At 62.5% G+C, this 18,511-nt stretch carries 14 protein-coding genes; 8 read left to right on the top strand and 6 right to left on the bottom strand.

The genetic code is table 11. The features are described from left to right. Positions 1–9 precede the first annotated feature (9 nt). From AC3WMV_RS06010 to AC3WMV_RS06030, 5 genes are all read left to right on the top strand, one after another. On the top strand, positions 10–894 hold the full coding sequence (locus AC3WMV_RS06010) for a type II secretion system F family protein (RefSeq protein ID WP_027613616.1): 885 nt from the start codon (positions 10–12) through the stop codon (positions 892–894). After that, positions 891–1,781, top strand: coding sequence for a type II secretion system F family protein (locus AC3WMV_RS06015; protein WP_103368078.1), 891 nt, complete (start codon positions 891–893; stop codon positions 1,779–1,781). Before AC3WMV_RS06010 ends, AC3WMV_RS06015 begins: the two co-directional genes overlap by 4 nt. A 10-nt stretch (positions 1,782–1,791) precedes the next feature. After that, on the top strand, positions 1,792–2,487 hold the full coding sequence (locus tag AC3WMV_RS06020) for a tetratricopeptide repeat protein (protein ID WP_103368079.1): 696 nt from the start codon (positions 1,792–1,794) through the stop codon (positions 2,485–2,487). 11 nt (positions 2,488–2,498) lie between these two features. Continuing rightward, on the top strand, positions 2,499–2,780 hold the full coding sequence (locus AC3WMV_RS06025) for a DUF3613 domain-containing protein (RefSeq protein ID WP_103368080.1): 282 nt from the start codon (positions 2,499–2,501) through the stop codon (positions 2,778–2,780). A gap of 254 nt (positions 2,781–3,034) precedes the next feature. Further along, positions 3,035–5,434, top strand: coding sequence for an autotransporter family protein (locus tag AC3WMV_RS06030; protein WP_103368081.1), 2,400 nt, complete (start codon positions 3,035–3,037; stop codon positions 5,432–5,434). Between the two features lie 169 nt (positions 5,435–5,603). Here the strand turns inward: AC3WMV_RS06030 and AC3WMV_RS06035 are convergent, their stop codons facing one another. The 4 genes from AC3WMV_RS06035 to AC3WMV_RS06050 all read right to left on the bottom strand — a co-directional run bounded on the left by AC3WMV_RS06035 (position 5,604) and on the right by AC3WMV_RS06050 (position 11,510). Then, positions 5,604–7,274: a ShlB/FhaC/HecB family hemolysin secretion/activation protein gene (locus AC3WMV_RS06035; protein ID WP_103368082.1), complete on the bottom strand. Its 1,671-nt coding sequence runs from the start codon at positions 7,272–7,274 to the stop codon at positions 5,604–5,606. Positions 7,275–7,408: 134 nt separating this feature from the next. Continuing rightward, positions 7,409–8,998, bottom strand: a complete 1,590-nt coding sequence (locus tag AC3WMV_RS06040; protein ID WP_097089931.1) for a collagen-like triple helix repeat-containing protein — start codon at positions 8,996–8,998, stop codon at positions 7,409–7,411. A 302-nt stretch (positions 8,999–9,300) separates the two neighbouring features. Beyond that, a complete protein-coding gene (locus AC3WMV_RS06045; protein ID WP_103368083.1) occupies positions 9,301–10,155 on the bottom strand; it encodes a MaoC family dehydratase in 855 nt (284 codons plus the stop codon). 2 nt (positions 10,156–10,157) lie between these two features. Beyond that, the gene (locus AC3WMV_RS06050; protein WP_027613624.1) at positions 10,158–11,510 is read right to left on the bottom strand and encodes a 3-oxoacyl-ACP reductase; all 1,353 of its coding nucleotides are present in this window, start codon (positions 11,508–11,510) and stop codon (positions 10,158–10,160) included. A 236-nt stretch (positions 11,511–11,746) separates the two neighbouring features. On the opposite strand from AC3WMV_RS06050, the gene AC3WMV_RS06055 reads away from it, so the two are divergent. The 3 genes from AC3WMV_RS06055 (at position 11,747) to AC3WMV_RS06065 (ending at position 15,690) form a co-directional block, all read left to right on the top strand. Further along, complete coding sequence (locus AC3WMV_RS06055) at positions 11,747–13,024, top strand: acetyl-CoA C-acetyltransferase (protein WP_103368084.1); 1,278 nt, start codon at positions 11,747–11,749, stop codon at positions 13,022–13,024. 322 nt (positions 13,025–13,346) lie between these two features. Continuing rightward, complete coding sequence (locus tag AC3WMV_RS06060; RefSeq protein WP_003221347.1) at positions 13,347–14,243, top strand: PA4780 family RIO1-like protein kinase; 897 nt, start codon at positions 13,347–13,349, stop codon at positions 14,241–14,243. Positions 14,244–14,475: 232 nt separating this feature from the next. Next, entirely contained in the window at positions 14,476–15,690 is a 1,215-nt protein-coding gene (locus tag AC3WMV_RS06065; RefSeq protein ID WP_103368085.1) for an MFS transporter, read from the top strand. Here AC3WMV_RS06065 and cueR read toward each other — a convergent pair. Then, a complete protein-coding gene (cueR, locus tag AC3WMV_RS06070; protein WP_103368086.1) occupies positions 15,644–16,057 on the bottom strand; it encodes a Cu(I)-responsive transcriptional regulator in 414 nt (137 codons plus the stop codon). The genes AC3WMV_RS06065 and cueR overlap by 47 nt on opposite strands. Then, the gene (locus AC3WMV_RS06075) at positions 16,054–18,447 is read right to left on the bottom strand and encodes a heavy metal translocating P-type ATPase (RefSeq protein WP_103368087.1); all 2,394 of its coding nucleotides are present in this window, start codon (positions 18,445–18,447) and stop codon (positions 16,054–16,056) included. Before AC3WMV_RS06075 ends, cueR begins: the two co-directional genes overlap by 4 nt. Positions 18,448–18,511: the final 64 nt, after the last annotated feature.

Below are 18,511 nucleotides of genomic sequence, written 5' to 3' on the forward strand. Positions count from 1 at the left end.
GGGCACGGCATGCTCAAGCCGCTATTGCTGATCGTGATTTGCCTGGCTTTGCTCGGCCTGTCGTTGCGCCTGTTTTACAACGGCTGGCGGCAGAGTGGCTCGGAGCGCGTGCTCGAGCGGCTGAGTCAGGGGCAGCCGCAACTGGCAGGCGAAGAACCGCGTTGGGCGGGTCTGGAGCGTGCGTTCTTGCGCGCCGGTCTGGGGCGCCCGACTGATCGACTCGGCGTGTGGCTGCTGTTGTGGGCGTTTGCAACATTGATCGGCTTCGCCGTCGCCGGGTGGGTGGGTTTGCTGGTACTGATGGCGTTGCCGCCGGTAGTCATGCGGCTGTATGTCAGTTGGCGTTACCAACGGCGATTGCGGCGCATGATCGAACAATTGCCGCAACTGCTCGACCACACGGTGCGCAGCCTCAAGTCTGGACGCACCCTGGCAGATGCCGTACTCGGTGGCATCGAGGCCAGTGAAGCGCCTCTGAAAGACGCCATGGGTCGGGTGCAGCGCAACGTGCAGTTGGGGGTCAGTTTGCCTGACGCGGTGGCGGATCTGGCCGAGCTTTACGAGCGGGACGAGTTTCGCCTGTTCGCCCTTGGCCTCAAGGTTAATCATCGCTACGGCGGCAACGCCAGCGAGCTGCTGGAAAACCTGATCAAGATGATCCGCGAACGTGACCAGGCCTCACGCCAGTTGCGTGCCATGACCGGCGAAACCCGGCTAACCGCGTGGGTACTGGGACTGTTGCCGATCACCATGGCGGGTTATTTCCTGCTGTCCAATCCAGTGTATCTGGTCGCCATGTGGCACGACCCGTCCGGGCAGCACATGCTCGCTGCGGCGTTCGGCATGCAGGTGCTCGGCAGCCTGTTGCTTTGGCGGATGTTGCGCAGCCTATGACCACGCCTCTGATGATCAGCGCTTTATTCTTGCTCGGTGCCGCGGTGCTGCTGATCGCCAATCTGTTGGAGCAGCGTCGGCGCAGCCGGCAGATCAGTCGTCGGCTCGATGGCGAGATGATTCGCGAGAATCGTTTTGGCAACCTCCTGCAAGTGCTCGGCGAAAGCAAGGTCGGCCAGCACAGCGTAAAGATTGACAATGAAACCCAGACGCTGCTCAACCGCCTCGGCTGGCGCAGTGCGCAGCAACGTTCGCTGTTCGCCGCCTGCCAGATCGGCTCTCCGCTGTTAATGCTCGCCTTGGTGCTGTTGCTGCAAGGGGTGTTCTTCCCCCACGTGGAAAAACAGTGGATTGCGCCATTGTTTGCCCTCGGCGTCGGCTACCTGCTGCCCAAACGCCTGCTGGTGATGGCGGTGGCACGTCGGCAGAAACGACTGGCGAGCGAGATCATCACGTTCCTGCCGCTGCTGCGCATTCTCTTTGAGTCGGGCATGGCGGTGGAGCAGGCGTTACGGGTGTTGAGCCACGAGGCCCAGGCGCTGTTGCCCGTGCTGACGCAAGAGCTGCGTCTGGTCCTGGTGCGGGTCGACTCGGGTCTCGAACTGGGTGAAGAACTGAACAAGGCCACCCAGCTGCTGGCGGTGGACGAGTTCACCGACACTTGCGTGATCCTTCAGCAATTGCTCTATCAGGGCGGCGGCGCGATGAAATCGTTGCTGTCGCTCAAGCAATTGCTTGACGACCGGCGCCTCACCCGGCTGCAGGAATACATATCGAAAATGTCCGCCAAAATGTCCGTCGTGATGATGCTGTTTCTCTTCCCGGCGTTGTTGATTGTCCTGGCTGGCCCGGGCTTCACCGCCCTGGCCAAGGCCTTGGGTGCTTAGAGGGATCGTGATGAAAGCAATGATTGCAGGTGCATGCCTTGTGTTACTCGGTGGCTGTGCCAATACCGGACAGACCCCTTGGGAGGCGCTGAGCAGCAACGCCAGTTGCGGCAAATTGAATTCGGAGCAGCAATTGTCCCTGAACCTCGCCGACGACATGGCCAATGACGGCAAGCTGCACGCCAGCCTTGCCAACCTGCAGAGCCTGCCGGACAACCTCGCCGATGTGCGCTTGCGCAAAGCCCGGGTTTACCGTTTGCTTGGGCGCAGCGAGGCCGAGCCGCTTTATCGTGGTTTGCTCGGCACCTGTCTGGCGGCCGAGGCCGAGCACGGTCTGGGGCAACTGGCCGCGGCCAAGGCCGATTACGGCCAGGCCCAGGCTCATCTGCAACGTGCCGCACGGTTGGCGCCAACCGACGAAAAAATCCGCAATGACCTGGGCGTGGTCTACCTCAATCAACTACGTATCGAAGACGCGCGCTTCGAATTCCTGACGGCTATGGAACTCAAGCAAAGCGATCAACTGGCCGCGCTGAATCTGGTGACGCTGTTGCTGTACCAGGATGACTGGACCCGTGCCGGTGAACTGGTCAGTCGTCTGGGCCTCAGTCCTGCGCAATTCAGCGAAGCCCAGAGCCGCGCGGAAAAACTCAGGGTGCCGGCGAAGGCCCCGGCTTCGGCCGCCGTCACGGCAATGCTCAAGTAAGGAGAGCTGCGATGAAAGCCGCGATTGTCTGCTTCAGCCTGTTGGCCTTGCCACTGGCCAGTCACGCCATCGACGCGGGGCCGGCCTCGGCCCAGCAACAGGAAACCGAAGGCTGGTTGCAGTTGCAGGCCCGGAACAAGGTGCCCTCGCCGACACTGCAAACCGTCACCCCAGCCGAGCGTGAGCTGGCCATGCAACGCTGGTTGAAAAGTTACCAGCACGATATTCCAGTGTTTTTCGACCAGGACCAGGGCGGCAAGGTCGACAGTGGATCGGGGGGGGGAACGCCTTAAGATCAACCTGCATCGTCGTTTATCGTCGGCCGCGCGGAATCTGCAGCATCGATTCCGGCCGGCGGAGTCTCGATCGTGACGCGATCAACAGAAAAATTGACGCCATCACTTTGACTTTTGTGTGGTATCAAAATGATGGCTCGTGTACATTCCCCGCGCCCGAACCAGGACGACTTGGTGGGACGGTAGGGATGCCTGAATCATGTAATGAACCCTGCTGAAACTGTTTCTCATGTTTTGGAAGGGAATCTCGCGTGACTATCGTTTGCCTGCGCCGCTCTGCCTTGGCGCTCTCCATCTCCGCCGCCGCTTTGCACACCTCTATGGCTATCGCCGCCGGCGCGAGCCTGAACCACGATCTGAGTGGCGGCCCGCTGACCAGTAACCTGCAGAACTGGGGGCTGATCACTCTGAGCGGTAACGGCAATATCGCTCCTGTTTCCCAGGTGAGTACGACCTACGGCGCACAGCTCTCGGGAGTCACGGCGGATCAACTGCGCAACACCGGCAATATCCGGATTGACGGCGCCAGGTTCGGCACCGGGATCAGTCTGGGGACCGCTGGAGTGGTGCCGACCAAAATCGCCGGCGCGCTGCTCAACGAAGGCTCTATTTCAGTTCACGGTCTGGCCGACGCTGGCACCTCCAGCGGTATTTCCGATCTCGGCAGCACGCTGGGCGATTCGTTGGTCAACAGTGGCAGCATCGACGTCAGCGGCCAGACCGCCAGTGGCCTGCTGCTGGTGCATACCAGCATGACCGGGCTCAGCAACCGAGGCACCATCACCGCAAGCGGCACCGACGCATTGGGCGTATTGCTCGATGGCGCGACGCTGAGCCAGTCGGTCAACAACACCGGGACTATCCGTGCGACCGGTGCCAATGCCGAGGCGGTAGTGTTCGAGGGCGTCAAGTTCAGCGGCGCAGCGGGTTCCGGCTCCACCAGGCTGTGGAACGGCGGAACCATCTCCGGCGAGGACATCGGTGTGCATGTCAGCGGCCAGGCCAGTGGCGCCCTGCCTTTCGGCATCTATCAAATGAACGGGTTGATCGAGGGCGGCAAGGCGGCGATCCAGGTCGATGACGGCACGAGCTACTTTTATTTCTATGGCGGCGCGGTGAAGGGTGACTTGCTCGGCCTGTCTGGAGTACTGGTCGACGGTGATGCGACTTTCGACGGTTCGACCATCCGCTCCGGCTACGTCACTATCGAAGAGGGCACGCTGACCCTGATGAAGCCGCACACCACCTTCATCGGCGACTTCGATATGGAAGAGTCGAACTCGGTGCTGGAGATGTACCTGGGCAATGACACCAACCCGGCGCTGCCTGTGCTGAAAGTCACCGGCACCACCGATATCGCTCCGGGCGCGCAACTGCGTCTGCTGGCGCGCTCCAGTGATTTTCGCGTGAGCCCCGGTGGAACGCGTTACACCCTGATCAGCTCGGGGAATCTGGTCGGTGGCAACAACCTGACCGTGACCTCGACCTCCGCGCTGCTGGATGTGAAGAGTTTCGGTGTGGTCGGTAACGACATCACCAGCGTGGTGACGACCAAGTCGAGCGAGGTGCTGGCCGAGAACACCCTGGCAGTCGGCGGTAGTGATAACGCGGCGACGGCGGTCGGGCATGTGCCAGGACTGCTGGCACGCCTCGATGAACAGGATCCGGTGTTCCAGGCATTCGCCAACGCTGGCACCGATGCCGAACTGGCGCGCCTGAGTGAAACCCTCAGCCCGGATGTCAGCCGTGGTGTACTGCACGCGGCGACCAACAGTCAGACGCTGGTCTCGGGCGTGATCAATGATCGCTCCAGTCGCGCACGCTCAGCCACCGGCGCCCCGGAAAAAGGCGTATGGCTGCAAGCCTTGAGCAGCGATGCCAATCAGGACGAGCGTCGCGGTGTCGCCGGTTATGACGCCGACAGCCACGGGATCGCGGTCGGTGCCGATGGTCAGTTGAATGCCGATACCACATTGGGTCTGGCCTACAGCTACCTCGATACCGATGTGAAATCCGACCTCGGCAACAAGACCAAGGTCACTGGGCATGCGCTGACGCTGTACAGCAACTGGGTGCATGACAACTGGTTCGTCGACTCGTCGCTGATGTACGGCTGGAACGATAACGAATCCAAACGCTATATCGCTGGCACTCAGGCCAAGGCTGATTACGACAGTGATGTATTCGGCGTGAGCGCACTGGCCGGGTACAGCCTGCGGCTGATGCCTGATGTGGTGCTGGAGCCTCAGGTCGGCGCGCGCTATGCCAATGTCGGCATGGATGCGTATCGCGAGAAGGGCAGTTCGGCGTCGCTGAATGTCGGCAGTCAGCGTTATGAAGTCGGTGAGATGGGCGTCGGTGCACGTCTGGCGGCGGCATTCGATGTCGGCAGCGGCAGCCTGGAACCGGAAGCGAAGCTGATGGCCTGGCATGATTTCATCGGTGACAAGGTCAGCACCACATCGGCCTTCGTGCTGGGGGGCGAGTCGTCCGTCAGCCGCGGTACCACTCCGGTGCGTGACAGCTATGAACTGGGCCTGGGCGCCAACTACCGCATGGGCGCGTGGAGCGTCGGCGGCTCTTACAACTATCTGACCTCCAGCGGTTTCGACTCCGACAGTTTCACCGCGAAGGTGCGTTACGCGTTCTGATCCACATCGGGTAAAACCTGTGGGAGCGAGCCTGCTCGCGAAGGCGTAGTGTCAGTCGGCAAAAATGCTGGCTGATCCACCGCTTTCGCGAGCAAGCCCGCTCCCACAGTGATGTGCGCTGCAATGTGAGAGCAAGCGGTCTGCCTGCTCAGTTGATTGATCTGACACCCTACAGTTGATAGCTGAAACTGATGCTGTAACGCGCCCGACGATTGAACGTATCCAGCGCTTCATCGGACATCGGCTTGGCGGCCTCCAACGCAATGTTGTAGTACTTGGCATCGCCAAAACGCAGACCTACTGCTGCCGATGACAGGTCATTGCTCTGCACCGCCAGCTTGTTGAACCAGGTTTTCGAACGGTCCAGCACCACGTACGGCTGCAGGATGCGCACCCAGTTGCCGTCGCGATTGAAACTGTAGTTGACCTCGTAAGCCGCACCCCAGCCCTTGTCGCCCGATGCCTGATCGTCCGGGTAGCCACGGCCGAAATTCTGCCCGCCGAACACCGCGCGTTCGCTGTCAGGCAGGGTGTCATCACTCCAGTACAGCGCGGCCGACAGCACGCCTTGCCAGTTGTCGAAGAACTTGTCGCTTTGCACCCCGGAGAGGCGCAGGCGCAGGAAGTTCAGGTCCAGCGCCGGGTTGTTGGAATGCGCGCCCATGCTGTCCAGACCCTGATACACGCCACCACTGAGAATCCGCAGTTGCCGGGCATCGCTCTTGCGCCAGTCGCCTTCGAATGCGAGGGCACGCACGTTGGTGCGCTCTTCGATGCTGAGCGGATAGCCGACCACGTCGTAGCGGTTTTTGTCATCCACTGCATAGAGCCGCGCTCCCGCGTTAAGCAGTTCGTTGGAGGCGGCAATGAACGGGTGGCTGACACCGATGGAGTAACGATTGTCTTCCTTGTGCGGTTTGAGTTCGAAGCCATCGCTGGTGAGCACATTGGTGCCCGGATCGGCCCGGTAGCGCGAGGCAAACAGGCTCAGTTGCGTACCTTCGCTATTGAGGAACTGGTTGTAGTCCAGGCGGTAGTAATGTTCGTGATCGTCGCCCGGCGGAAACAGCCCGCTGAGGGTCAATTGCTCGCCCATGGCGGTCTGCGAGTTACTGCTGACCCCCAGCAATGCCTGCGTGCCGTTGCGGTTATCTTCGGTGGTGCTCATGGTGCTGGTGAACGGTTTGCGGCTGGCCTGGGCCACCAGTGTTGTTGCGCCGTCGGTGGTGCCGGGCGGCGGCACTTGCGCCTGGATGGTCACGCCGGGGATGCGGGTCATCAGGGTGGTGTAGCGTTCGAAGGTCTTGCGGGTCAGCGGGCGTTCGGCCTGGATTTTGGCTGCCAGTTCGTCGAGCAGACCTTTGACCCGGCCGACATCGCCCTGCACCTGCACATCGCGCACATAACCTTCCACCAGCACCACTCGGGCTACGCCGTCGTCGAAACGCTGTTGCGGCAGGAAGGCGTAGGACAGCAGATAGCCGTCCTTCTGGTAGCGCCGGGTGATGTCGCGTGTGGCTTCGATCAGGTCGGCGAGGCTGGTCTGATGGCCGATCAGGGGTTTGTAGACTTCGGCCAGTTCGTTGAGCGGGTAGATCGTGCCGCCTTCGATCTGCACGGTTTTCAGATTGACTTTGGTCTCCATCAACAACGGCTGCGCCGTGGCCGCGCCGGGGTCGGGTACTTGCAGGGGCGTGGCGGCGGGGCGATAGGCATCTGCCGGCAGATTCGGCACGGGCAGGTTGCGGGTGGTTTCGTTGCTGTTGAGAAAGCTGGGCAGGGTGTCGGCGAGGGCGGCGGAACTGAGACTGAGGAACAGCAGGGATGCCATTACGCGCATAGGACACTCCATGGTCAGATCACAGCGCTGGGCTGAATTTTTCCTAAGAAAAAAGCGGAAGACTCGTGGGAATCTTCCGCCCTCAACCAAGCGTAGGCGCTGTAGGTGAGGCCGTCGAATCGGCCAGGTGCAATTTAGCGTTTGTTGCCTCCAAGAGCGCCGGTCAGACCACCGAGCACGCCACCCAGACCTCCGGTTGCGGTGCCTCCGGTGGCGGTGCCGCCGCTGACCAGTCCGCCGACCGCACCGACGGTGGCGCCGACGTTGCTGACCACACCACCCACGGCGGTGGTGACCGGGTTGTTGGTGGCGGCGATGGTGTTGCCGATGCCGCTGACGGCGCCGCCAACCTGGCCGGTGAGACCGGCGACCGGCGCGCCCAGACCTGTCGCGGCGCCGACTTGTTGAGTGACGCTGGTGACCGCACTGGTGACTGGGTTCAGCCCTGCGCCGACGGTAGCGCCGACGGTGGCCAGTGGCGAGGTGGTGGCGGTGATCGGCGTGCCCGAGCCGCCGAGTACGGTGTTGAGCGAAGCGATGGTGTTGCCCAGTCCGCCAGCCGTGACGCCGCCGGCGCTGACCACGCCGTTGGTGCTGCCGGCGTTCAGACCGGCACCGACGTTGACCACGGCGCCGCCAACCGTTTGCAGCAAGCCGGTACCGCCCAGGCCGCCGCCGAGACCACCGCCCAATCCGCCACCGCTGCTGGTGCCGTTGTCCACCAGCCCGCCGGCTTTGCCGACGGCAGTGCCGACATTGGTCAAGGCGCCGCCGACGGTGTTGGTCAACGCGTTGCCGCCGCCAGCACCGGTTACCTGACCGCCCACGCCTTTGACGGCGCCACCGACCTGGCCGAGGACACCATTGAGCGGAGCGCCGAGGCCGGTTGCATCGCCGACTTTGTCGGTGGTGCTTTCAACCATGGCAATCACTGGTACCAGACCGTTGCCGACACTTTTAGTCACCGAGCCCAGTGGGCCAGTGGTAGTGGCCAGACTCAGGGTGTCGCCGAGCATGGTGACTTTTTCACCGACGCCGTCGAGCACCGGAGCGACTTTGGTGACCACGCCGCCGACAACCGGAACGCTGCCGGTGGCGGTCGCCAGTTTGCTGCTCAGATCCGAGACGCCGGTACCGACATCTGAAACCACGCCGCCGACCGAGGACGCCGTGACGCCCAGGCCATTGTCGACCGTGCCCAGTTTGCCGATGCCGTTGGCCACGCCATCACCCAGGGTAGTGACCACATTGCCTGTGGTTTTTACTGCGCTTTGCACCACGCCGCCCACTACTGGAACGGTGCTCAAGGAGTCGCCGACCTGACCGACACCACTGCCGACGCCCGCGACGGTGTTGCCGACATCCTGCACCAGGGTGGTGGTCACTAGCGGGGTGGTAGTCGGGTTGGTCGGGTTGGTTGGATCCGTAGGGTCTGTCGGATTGGTAGGATTGGTCGGGTTCGTCGGATTGGTCGGATTGGTCGTGCCGGTACCGCCAGTGCCACCGGTACCACCTGTGCCAGCGGTATCGGTGCCGCCAGTACCGCCAGTGCCACTACTACCGCCTGTGCCACCAGTGCCGCCAGTGCCCGACGTCGCGCTGTCTGGCGAAGAGCTGCCGGAGCTGCTGTGATGGCCGCCACCGCCGCTGCTGCAGCCAGCGAGGCCAAGGGAGAGGATCAATGCCAGAGCTGTTGCCGATTTGCACCACACTTGAGTTTTCATGATTGAGATTCCTTGCACCTGTAACAACATTCGTCGTTTTCGATGGCTCACCGATCTGTCGCCGGTGATGCCTCGTCCGTGGTGCCAATCTCGATCGCGCGGTGCTTTTCCACCATTCTCAAGTTGGTATTAACGCCTTTATATATAAGGCGCCGCGCCGTGCCTAAGGACTAATACCCAGGATATAGACGCATAAAAAAAGGCCTTGAAAATCAAGGCCTGGAGTTTTTCAGAGTGCGGCGCCAAACGCGGAAAAACTTAAGTGATATATACACAATTTACAGGCTTGCCTGGGCGGATACTCAGGCAACCGGTTGCCACTGACCGACCATATGTTCCAGATCGCCGTTTCCGATCAGGCGCAACTCGCCGCTGGATCCCGGCGCGCTCGCCAGCAATGAGACCTCGCTGGGCAAACGCACCGGTTTGCGAAAGTGCACGGCGATTTCAAGGTTGGCCTTGGGTAGATGATCAGCCAGCGCGGCGAGGGTTCGTGCCTTGTTCCACAGACCGTGAGCAATCGCCGTGGGAAAACCGAACAGCTTGGCACTGGCCGCGCTCAGGTGAATCGGGTTGTAGTCGCCCGAGACTTTGGCGTATTGCCGACCGATATCGGCCGGGGCTTTCCATTGCGCGACTTGCGTCAACACCTGGGACGGTTCCCAGTGTTGATCGACGGGTTCGCCGTCGAGTTTCACGCCGCGACAGAGCATCTGGCTTTCGGCTTCCCACAGCGGCCCGAGTTGATCATCCAGAGTGGTCAACACCTCGAAAGTCGCCCCTTTGGGATGCGGCTGCAGGTTGTGCACGCGGACGCTGACTTGCGCGCGACTGATCCCGCCCATCGGCCGCAACACGCGAATGCGGTTGCTCAGGTGAATCAGCCCCAGCAACGGGAACGGAAACTCCTTCGCCGTGAGCAATTGCATCTGCAGGGCGAACGCGAGGATGTGTGGATAAGTCGGCGGCAGCAGGCCGTCATCGGTAAAGCCGCAGACCTTGCGATAGGCCGCCAGTTTTTGCGGGTCGACATCGACCCAGCAGCGCAAACCGCTGTCGGGCAGTCGGGTGCCAGTGATCTTGCGCCGTGTCGCGGCCCGCGCGTACAGGCCGGGCAGGCTCGGTTCACGGTCGAGGGTGTGCCATTCAATGCTCATGCCTATGCCCCCAGAACACTTTGGCCACAGACCCGCAGCGCCTGGCCGGTAAATGCGCCGGTGCCCGGTTGCGCCAGCCACGCGACGGCTTCGGCGACGTCTTGCGGCAAGCCGCCCTGGCCCAGCGAACTCATGCGCCGTCCGGCCTCACGCAGGCCGAACGGGATGTGCGCGGTCATCTGGGTTTCGATGAAGCCCGGGGCCACAGCGTTGATGCTGATGCCGCGTTCGTGCAGCGTTGGCGCCCAGGCCTGAGCCAGGCCGATCAGCCCGGCCTTGCTCGCGGCGTAGTTGGTCTGTCCACGATTGCCGGCGATGCCGCTGATCGAGGCCAGCAGAATCACCCGCGCATTGTCGTGCAGGGTGCCGCTGTCGAGCAGCGCCTTGGTCAGCACTTGCGGGGCATTGAGGTTGACCGCCAGCACCGCGTCCCAGAATTCCGGGGTCATGTTGGCCAGGGTCTTGTCGCGGGTGATCCCGGCGTTGTGCACCAGAATGTCGAGGCCGTCCGGCAGTTGTTCGATCAGGTGCGCGGCGGCATCTTCGGCGCAGATATCAAGGGTGATCGCCCGGCCGCCAAGACGTGCGGCGAGGGCTTCCAGATCAGTCTTGGCCGGGGGGACGTCGAGCAGAATCACCTCGGCGCCATCGCGGGCGAGGGTCTCGGCAATCGAGGCGCCGATCCCGCGTGCCGCGCCGGTGACCAGCGCCTTGCGTCCGGCCAATGGCCGGGTCCAATCGGTGACCGGCGTGGCGCACGGGCTCAGGCGAATCACCTGCCCGGAAACAAAGGCACTTTTCGGTGACAGGAAAAACCGCAACGGCCCCTCAAGCTGATCTTCAGCGCCGTCACCGACATAGATCAGTTGCAGCGTGCCGCCGCTACGCAGCTCCTTGGCCAGCGAACGCGAAAAGCCTTCGAGCGCTCGCTGTGCACTGGACGCAAACGGATCGCGCAGGGTTTCCGGGGCGCGGCCCAGGATCACCAGGTGCGCGCTGCTGTCGAGGTTTTTCATCAACGGCTGGAAGAACTCGCGCAGCTGTTTGAGCTGGTCGGTGTGCTGCAGGTCGCTGGCGTCGAACACCACGGCCTTGAGTTTAGGCCCGTGCCCGGGAATCCACGCGGTGGCCAGCGACGGTTCAGTGCCGTAGCTGTAGATCGCATCGGTCAGGCGGTTGGCGAACGCATTGACCCGCTCGGCCAGCGGCCCGCCACCGATCAACAGCGCGCCGTCCACCGGCCGCAGGCGTCCGGCCTGCCAGCGTTCCAGCCGCACCGGCGACGGCAGGCCCAAAGCCCCGACCAGACGGTGGCCGATGGATGAGTTGGCGAAGTCGATATAGCGGTCAGACATGGAACGCTCTCCAAAAGTTGGGGTTCAAAGTGTGGACTACCAACGGCAATCAATCGTTCGATCCACGCAATAAGGCCTACGCTAGAACAGCAGAGTAGACCACCGTCCCTGTGGGAGCTGGCTTGCCAGCGATGGCGGAGTGTCAGCCACTGGAAATGCTGGAGGTGCCGGCCCTATCGCTGGCAAGCCAGCTCCCACAGGGATATCCATGAATTCGGATCAACAAGGAGCTTTTCATGAGTCAGCTGCGCCGCGTCGCCATCATCGGTGGTAACCGTATTCCTTTCGCCCGTTCCAACGGGCCGTACGCCACTGCCAGCAATCAGGTGATGCTCACCGCCGCGCTTGAAGGCCTGGTCGAACGCTACAACCTGCACGGCCTGCGCATCGGCGAAGTGGTGGCGGGGGCGGTGCTTAAATTGTCACGGGATATGAATCTGACCCGCGAGTGCGTGCTCGGCTCGCGGCTGTCGCCGGCCACCCCGGCCTATGACATCCAGCAAGCCTGCGGCACCGGGCTGGAGGCAGCGCTGCTGGTGGCCAACAAAATCGCCCTCGGCCAGATTGACTGCGGCATTGCCGGTGGCGTCGACACCACCTCGGACGCGCCGATCAGCGTCAGCGAAGGCTTGCGCAAAATCCTTCTGCAGGCCAACCGCGCCAAGACCACCGGCGACAAGCTGAAAACCTTTCTGCAACTGCGTCCGCGGCACCTGATCCCGGAATTCCCGCGTAACGGCGAACCGCGCACCGGCCTGTCGATGGGCCAGCACTGCGAACTGATGGCGCAGACCTGGGACATCCCCCGTGAGGAGCAGGATCAACTGGCCCTCGAAAGCCATCACAAACTCGCCGCGTCCTACAGTGAAGGCTGGCACAACGATCTGATGACGCCTTTCCTCGGCCTGACCCGCGACAACAACCTGCGCCCGGACCTGACCCTGGAAAAACTCGCCACGCTCAAACCCGCTTTCGAAAAAAGCGCGAAGGGCACGCTGACGGCAGGCAACTCCACGCCACTCACCGACGGCGCCTCAGTGGTGCTGCTGGGCAGCGAGGAATGGGCGAAAGAACGTGGTCTGCCGATCCTCGCCTACCTGCGCGATGGCGAAGCGGCGGCGGTGGATTTCGTCAACGGCGCCGAAGGCCTGTTGATGGCGCCGGTGTATGCCGTGCCGCGCTTGCTGGCGCGTAATGGGTTGACCCTGCAAGACTTCGATTACTACGAAATTCACGAAGCGTTCGCCGCGCAGGTGCTGTGCACGCTCAAGGCCTGGGAAGACCCCGAATACTGCAAGACGCGTTTGGGGCTGGAGGCACCGCTGGGTTCGATCGACCGCAGCCGGCTGAATGTGAAAGGCAGCTCACTGGCGGCGGGGCATCCGTTTGCCGCGACCGGCGGGCGGATTGTCGCCAACCTGGCAAAACTGCTGGATGCGGCGGGCAAGGGCAGGGGGCTGATCTCGATCTGCGCCGCTGGCGGCCAGGGTGTCACCGCGATCATCGAACGTTGAGCGCAATCCCCTGTGGGAGCGGGCTTGCTCGCGAAAGCGGTCTGTCAGACACAATGACGGCGCCTGACACGGCCCCTTCGCGAGCAAGCCCGCTCCCACAGGGGAAATGAATGCCAATGTCAGATTCTGTCGCAAATGCCCTCGACGCTGATTGCCAACATTTCAAACGGGCTCAGCTATGATCGGCAACGGTCGATTATTTCGGCACAGTGTGTGCATCCACAGGGTTCACAGGTCGGCAACCCCTCCCCGTAGCGCGAGGATTGCCGTATAACGAGTGACATTCGCGTGTTTGGTAATAAAGGACCCACAATAAAAGCTGATGAAGACTCCAAAACGCATTGAACCCCTGATCGAAGACGGTCTGGTCGACGAAGTGCTGCGCCCACTCATGAGTGGTAAAGAAGCAGCTGTTTATGTGGTGCGCTGCGGTAACCAGTTACGTTGCGCGAAGGTTTACAAGGAGGCGAACAAACGCAGTTTCCGCCAGGCAGCCGAGTATCAGGAAGGCCGCAAGGTGCGTAACAGCCGGCAGGCGCGAGCGATGGCCAAGGGTTCGAAATTCGGTCGCAAAGAGACCGAAGACGCTTGGCAGAACGCCGAAGTCGCGGCGCTGTTCCGTCTGGCCGGTGCCGGCGTGCGAGTGCCCAAGCCATACGACTTTCTCGATGGCGTGCTGCTGATGGAGCTGGTGGCCGACGAATATGGCGATGCCGCCCCGCGTCTGAACGACGTGGTGCTGGAGCCGGATCAGGCCCGCGAGTATCACGCGTTCCTGATCTCGCAGATCGTGCTGATGTTGTGTACCGGTCTGGTGCACGGTGACCTCTCGGAGTTCAACGTGCTCCTGACCCCGACCGGCCCGGTGATCATCGACCTGCCGCAGGCGGTGGATGCCGCTGGCAACAACCACGCGTTCAGCATGCTCGAGCGCGATGTGGGCAACATGGCTTCGTACTTCGGGCGCTTTGCCCCGGAGCTGAAGCAGACCCGCTACGCGAAAGAAATGTGGGCGCTGTACGAAGCCGGCACCTTGCACCCCAACAGCGTGCTGACCGGTGAGTTCGACGATCCTGAAGACCTGGCCGACGTTGGCGGAGTGTTGCGCGAGATCGAAGCGGCCCGGCTCGACGAAGAGCGCAAGCAGGCGATCCGTGCGGCGGATGACGAGCCCAAGGGCAAGTCCGACGAACCGCCTCCGCCACCGTGGATGCAGTAAGCGCATGAACAGAAACCCGGCTTCGGCCGGGTTTTTTGTGCCTGCCGCATTTCCAGAACCACCGCAGATCCCCCTGTGGGAGCGAGCCTGCTCGCGAAGGGGCCTTACCAGTCACCATCCCTGTTGACTGACATACCGCTTTCGCGAGCAGGCTCGCTCCCACAGAGGATGGGTGGTGTTGCTAATAGTTGTGTGTGAATCTGTCCGGCCTCGGCACACTCAAGGACTGAATGTGATCACCCCACGCAACACCCAATTGATCATCACCGCCCGGCTGATCTCCGACTTCGGCGCCTTCCTCAACATGGTCGCGCTGGCGACTTACGTTTACCTGCTGAGCAACAGCGCCATGAGCGTCGGGGTGTTCCTCGCCAGTCGGGTCGGCGGGGGGATTTTTGCCAGCCTGATGGGTACACGCTTCTACCGGCGCTGGAATGGCCGGGTGCCGCTGATCGCTTTCGATCTGCTGCGCGCGGCGTTGCTTGGCCTGCTGTTGATCCTGCCGCTGAGCCAGCAGGCGTTGCTGTTGCCGGTGATCGCTTTCGGCCTGGGTTTTGGCAATTCGATGTTCGCCATCGGCCTCAACAGTCAGTTGCCACGGCTGATCGAACCGGCGCAGCTATTGAAAACCAATGCCTGGATCACCTCGGCGTCGTCGGCGGCAATGGTCGGCGGCAGCCTGGTGTCCGGTTTGCTGGTGGCAGCCTTCGGTTTCGAAACGGTCTTCGCGCTCAACGCACTGACCTATGTGCTGGCGGCGCTGTTGATTGCGCCGTTGCGCTTCACCGCTGCAGAAGTCAGCGAACAATCAACCAGCGAACGCGGCGAATGGTCAGCCCTGAAACAAGGCCTGCGCAGCGCTCCGGTGATTGCGGCGATGCTCGCCGTGACCATGGCCGACACCTTGGGCAGTGCCGCGCACAACGTCGGGTTCCCGATCATCTCCAAACTGCTGACACCCGATTCGGCCAGCACCACGCTGGGCCTGATGCTGGCGGTGTGGGCCAGCGGCAAACTGCTGGGTGCGCGGATTGCCAGTCGCCTCAAAGGCACGGATAACCGTGATCTGGAGCGACGGTATTTCTTCGGCGTGGCGTTGATGTCCTGCGGTTTCATCCTGATGTTCCAGCAGCACAGCCTTTTCGGTCTGCTGCTGTTTTCCCTGCCGGCGGGGTTGGGTGACGGTATTTCTGAAGTCGGCCTGATGTCGCGCCTGCAACGTGAACCGGAGCATTTGCGGCTGCCGATTTTCAGTTTCCTGACCTTGCTGCAAATGACCGGGTTCGGCGTCGGCATGCTGATTGCCGCGCCGTTTTACGGTTGGTGGACGCCGGGTGCCGTGGTCATGCTGTTCCACGGCATCCCGCTCGGCACATTGTTGGCCGTGAAGTGGCTGGCGCTCAGGCGCGGGCGGGTTGCGCGCAGCAGCCCGACGCCAGTTCCTTGAGGATCGGGCAATCGGGGCGATTGTCGCCATTACAGTGCTCGACCAGATCCTGCAGGGTGTCGCGCAATTCGCCGAGCTCGCGGATCTTCTGATTCAGCTCGTCGATGTGCTGACGCGCCAGCGCTTTCACATCGGCACTGGCACGCTGGCGATCCTGCCACAGGGTCAGCAGCTTGCCGACTTCCTCAAGGGAAAAGCCCAGGTCCCGCGAACGCTTGATGAACGCCAGGGTGTGCAGGTCATCTTCGCTGTAGACCCGGTAGCCGCTGTCGGTGCGATGGGCAGCCTTGAGCAGGCCGATCGACTCGTAATAGCGGATCATCTTTGCGCTCAGGCCACTGTGCCGGGCCGCTTGGCCGATGTTCATCGCTGTTCCTCCAGATCCTTCGGTTTCCAGGTTTTCAACAGTAGCGCATTGCTCACCACGCTGACGCTCGACAGCGCCATCGCCGCACCGGCCAGCACCGGATTGAGGAAGCCGAGCGCTGCCAGCGGAATGCCGATCAGGTTGTAGACGAAGGCCCAGAACAGGTTCTGGCGGATCTTCGCGTAAGTCTTGCGGCTGATCTCCAGCGCTGCCGGCACCAGCCGTGGATCGCCGCGCATCAGAGTGATGCCGGCGGCGTGCATCGCTACGTCGGTGCCGCCGCCCATGGCGATGCCGATGTCGGCAGCCGCCAGTGCCGGGGCGTCGTTGATGCCGTCGCCGACCATCGCCACCACGCCGGTTTTCTTCAGTTCGGCGACGGTCGCGGCTTTGTCGGCGGGGAGTACTTCGGCGTGAACGTTTTCAATGCCCAGCGCCTCGGCCACCACGCGCGCACTGCCACGGTTGTCACCGGTCAGCAGATGGCAGTGAATACCGCGGACGGCCAGTTGCTGCACGGCTTGCAGTGCGCCGGGCTTGAGCGTGTCGCCGAAGGCGAACAAACCGAGTACACGCGGTTCCGGGCTTTGCTCGATCAGCCACGACAGGGTTCGGCCTTGGCTTTCCCAAGCCTTGGCGGACTCGGCGAGATTGCCCGCGCTCAGGCCACTTTCTTCCAGCAAGCGCCGATTGCCCAGCGCCAGGCGCCGACCATCAAGCGTGCCAGCGATACCGCGCCCGGACAGGGCCTGGCTGTCGCTGACATCCGGCACGCTCAGGTCACGCTCGGCGGCCGCGTCTAACACGGCTTTGGCCAGCGGATGCTCGCTGCCGCGTTGCAGGGCGCCGGCCAGTGTCAGCAGAGTTTTTTCATCGCCATCCAGCGCACTGAAATGGGCGATACGCGGGGTGCCGGAAGTCAGCGTGCCGGTCTTGTCGAAGACCACGTTGTCGACTGCATGGGCACGTTCCAGCGCTTCGGCGTCCTTGATCAGAATGCCGTGACGCGCAGCCACACCCGTGCCGGCCATGATCGCCGTCGGCGTGGCGAGGCCGAGGGCACATGGACAGGCAATCACCAGCACAGCGACCGCGTTGATCAATGCTGTTTCCATAGGCGCGCCGTACAGCCACCAGCCAATCAGTGTCGCCAACGCGATCAGCAACACGGTGGGCACGAACACCTGGCTGACTTTATCCACCAGTTTCTGGATCGGCGCTTTCGCCGCCTGAGCGTCTTCTACCAGACGGATGATCCGCGCCAGCACGCTTTCCGCGCCGAGGGCGGTGGTGCGCACCAGCAGTCGGCCTTCACCGTTGATCGCACCACCGGTGACCTTGTCGCCCGGCTGTTTTGGCACTGGCAGGCTTTCGCCGCTGATCAGCGCTTCGTCGGCGTGGCTTTGGCCTTCAAGTACTTCGCCGTCTACCGGGAAACGTTCACCGGGTTTGACCAAGACCTGATCGTTCAGACGCAGGGCGCTGATCGCGACGTCCTGTTCACGACCGTCGATGACTTGAATCGCCCGCTCCGGGCGCAAGGCTTCGAGGGCGCGGATGGCGCTGGCGGTCTGGCGTTTGGCGCGGCTTTCCAGGTATTTGCCGAGGAGCACCAGGGCGATCACCACCGCCGAGGCTTCGAAATACAGATGCGGCATGCGCCCGGCGGCGGTGGCCCATTCGTACAGGCTTAAGCCATAACCGGCGCTGGTGCCGAGGGCCACCAGCAAGTCCATGTTACCGGCGCCGGCGCGCACGGCTTTCCACGCGGCCACGTAGAAACGTGCACCGAAAATGAATTGCACCGGGGTGGCGAGGGCGAATTGCGCCCAGGCCGGAAGCATCCAGTGAATGCCGAACGGTTGCAGCAGCATCGGCAACACCAGCGGCAACGCCAGGACGATCGCGCAGATCAGCGCCCAGCGCTCATGTTGCAGGCGCTGTTGCTGGTTATCGGTGGCGGGGTGTTCGGCTTGCCAGACGCTGGCCGAGTAGCCGGCCTTGCTCACAGCATCGAGCAGCGACTGAATATCGACCTGACCGAGCCATTCGAGGTGCGCGCGTTCGTTGGCGAGGTTGACGCTGACGCTCTTCACCCCGGGGACTTTGTTCAGGGCGCGCTCGACGCGACCGACGCACGAGGCGCAGGTCATGCCGTCGATGCTCAACTCCACCGTCTGCTGCGGCACGCTGTAACCGGCGCGTTCAACCGCCGCCATCAACGACGGCAAGCTGTCACCAGGCGCCTGGACGCGGGCCTGTTCGGTGGCGAGATTGACGCTGACGGCACTGGCGCCGCTGACTTTGCGCAACGCCCGCTCGACACGCCCGGCGCAACTGGCGCAGGTCATGCCGGCAATCGGCAGATCGAAAGTGATGGAATCGGACATCGGTCTTACTCCCTGTAGAAGATGCCTACAAGGATCAACCTTGCCACGCGGGCAAGGTCAAGCG

This window comes from Pseudomonas sp. FW305-3-2-15-E-TSA4, from assembly GCF_058787295.1.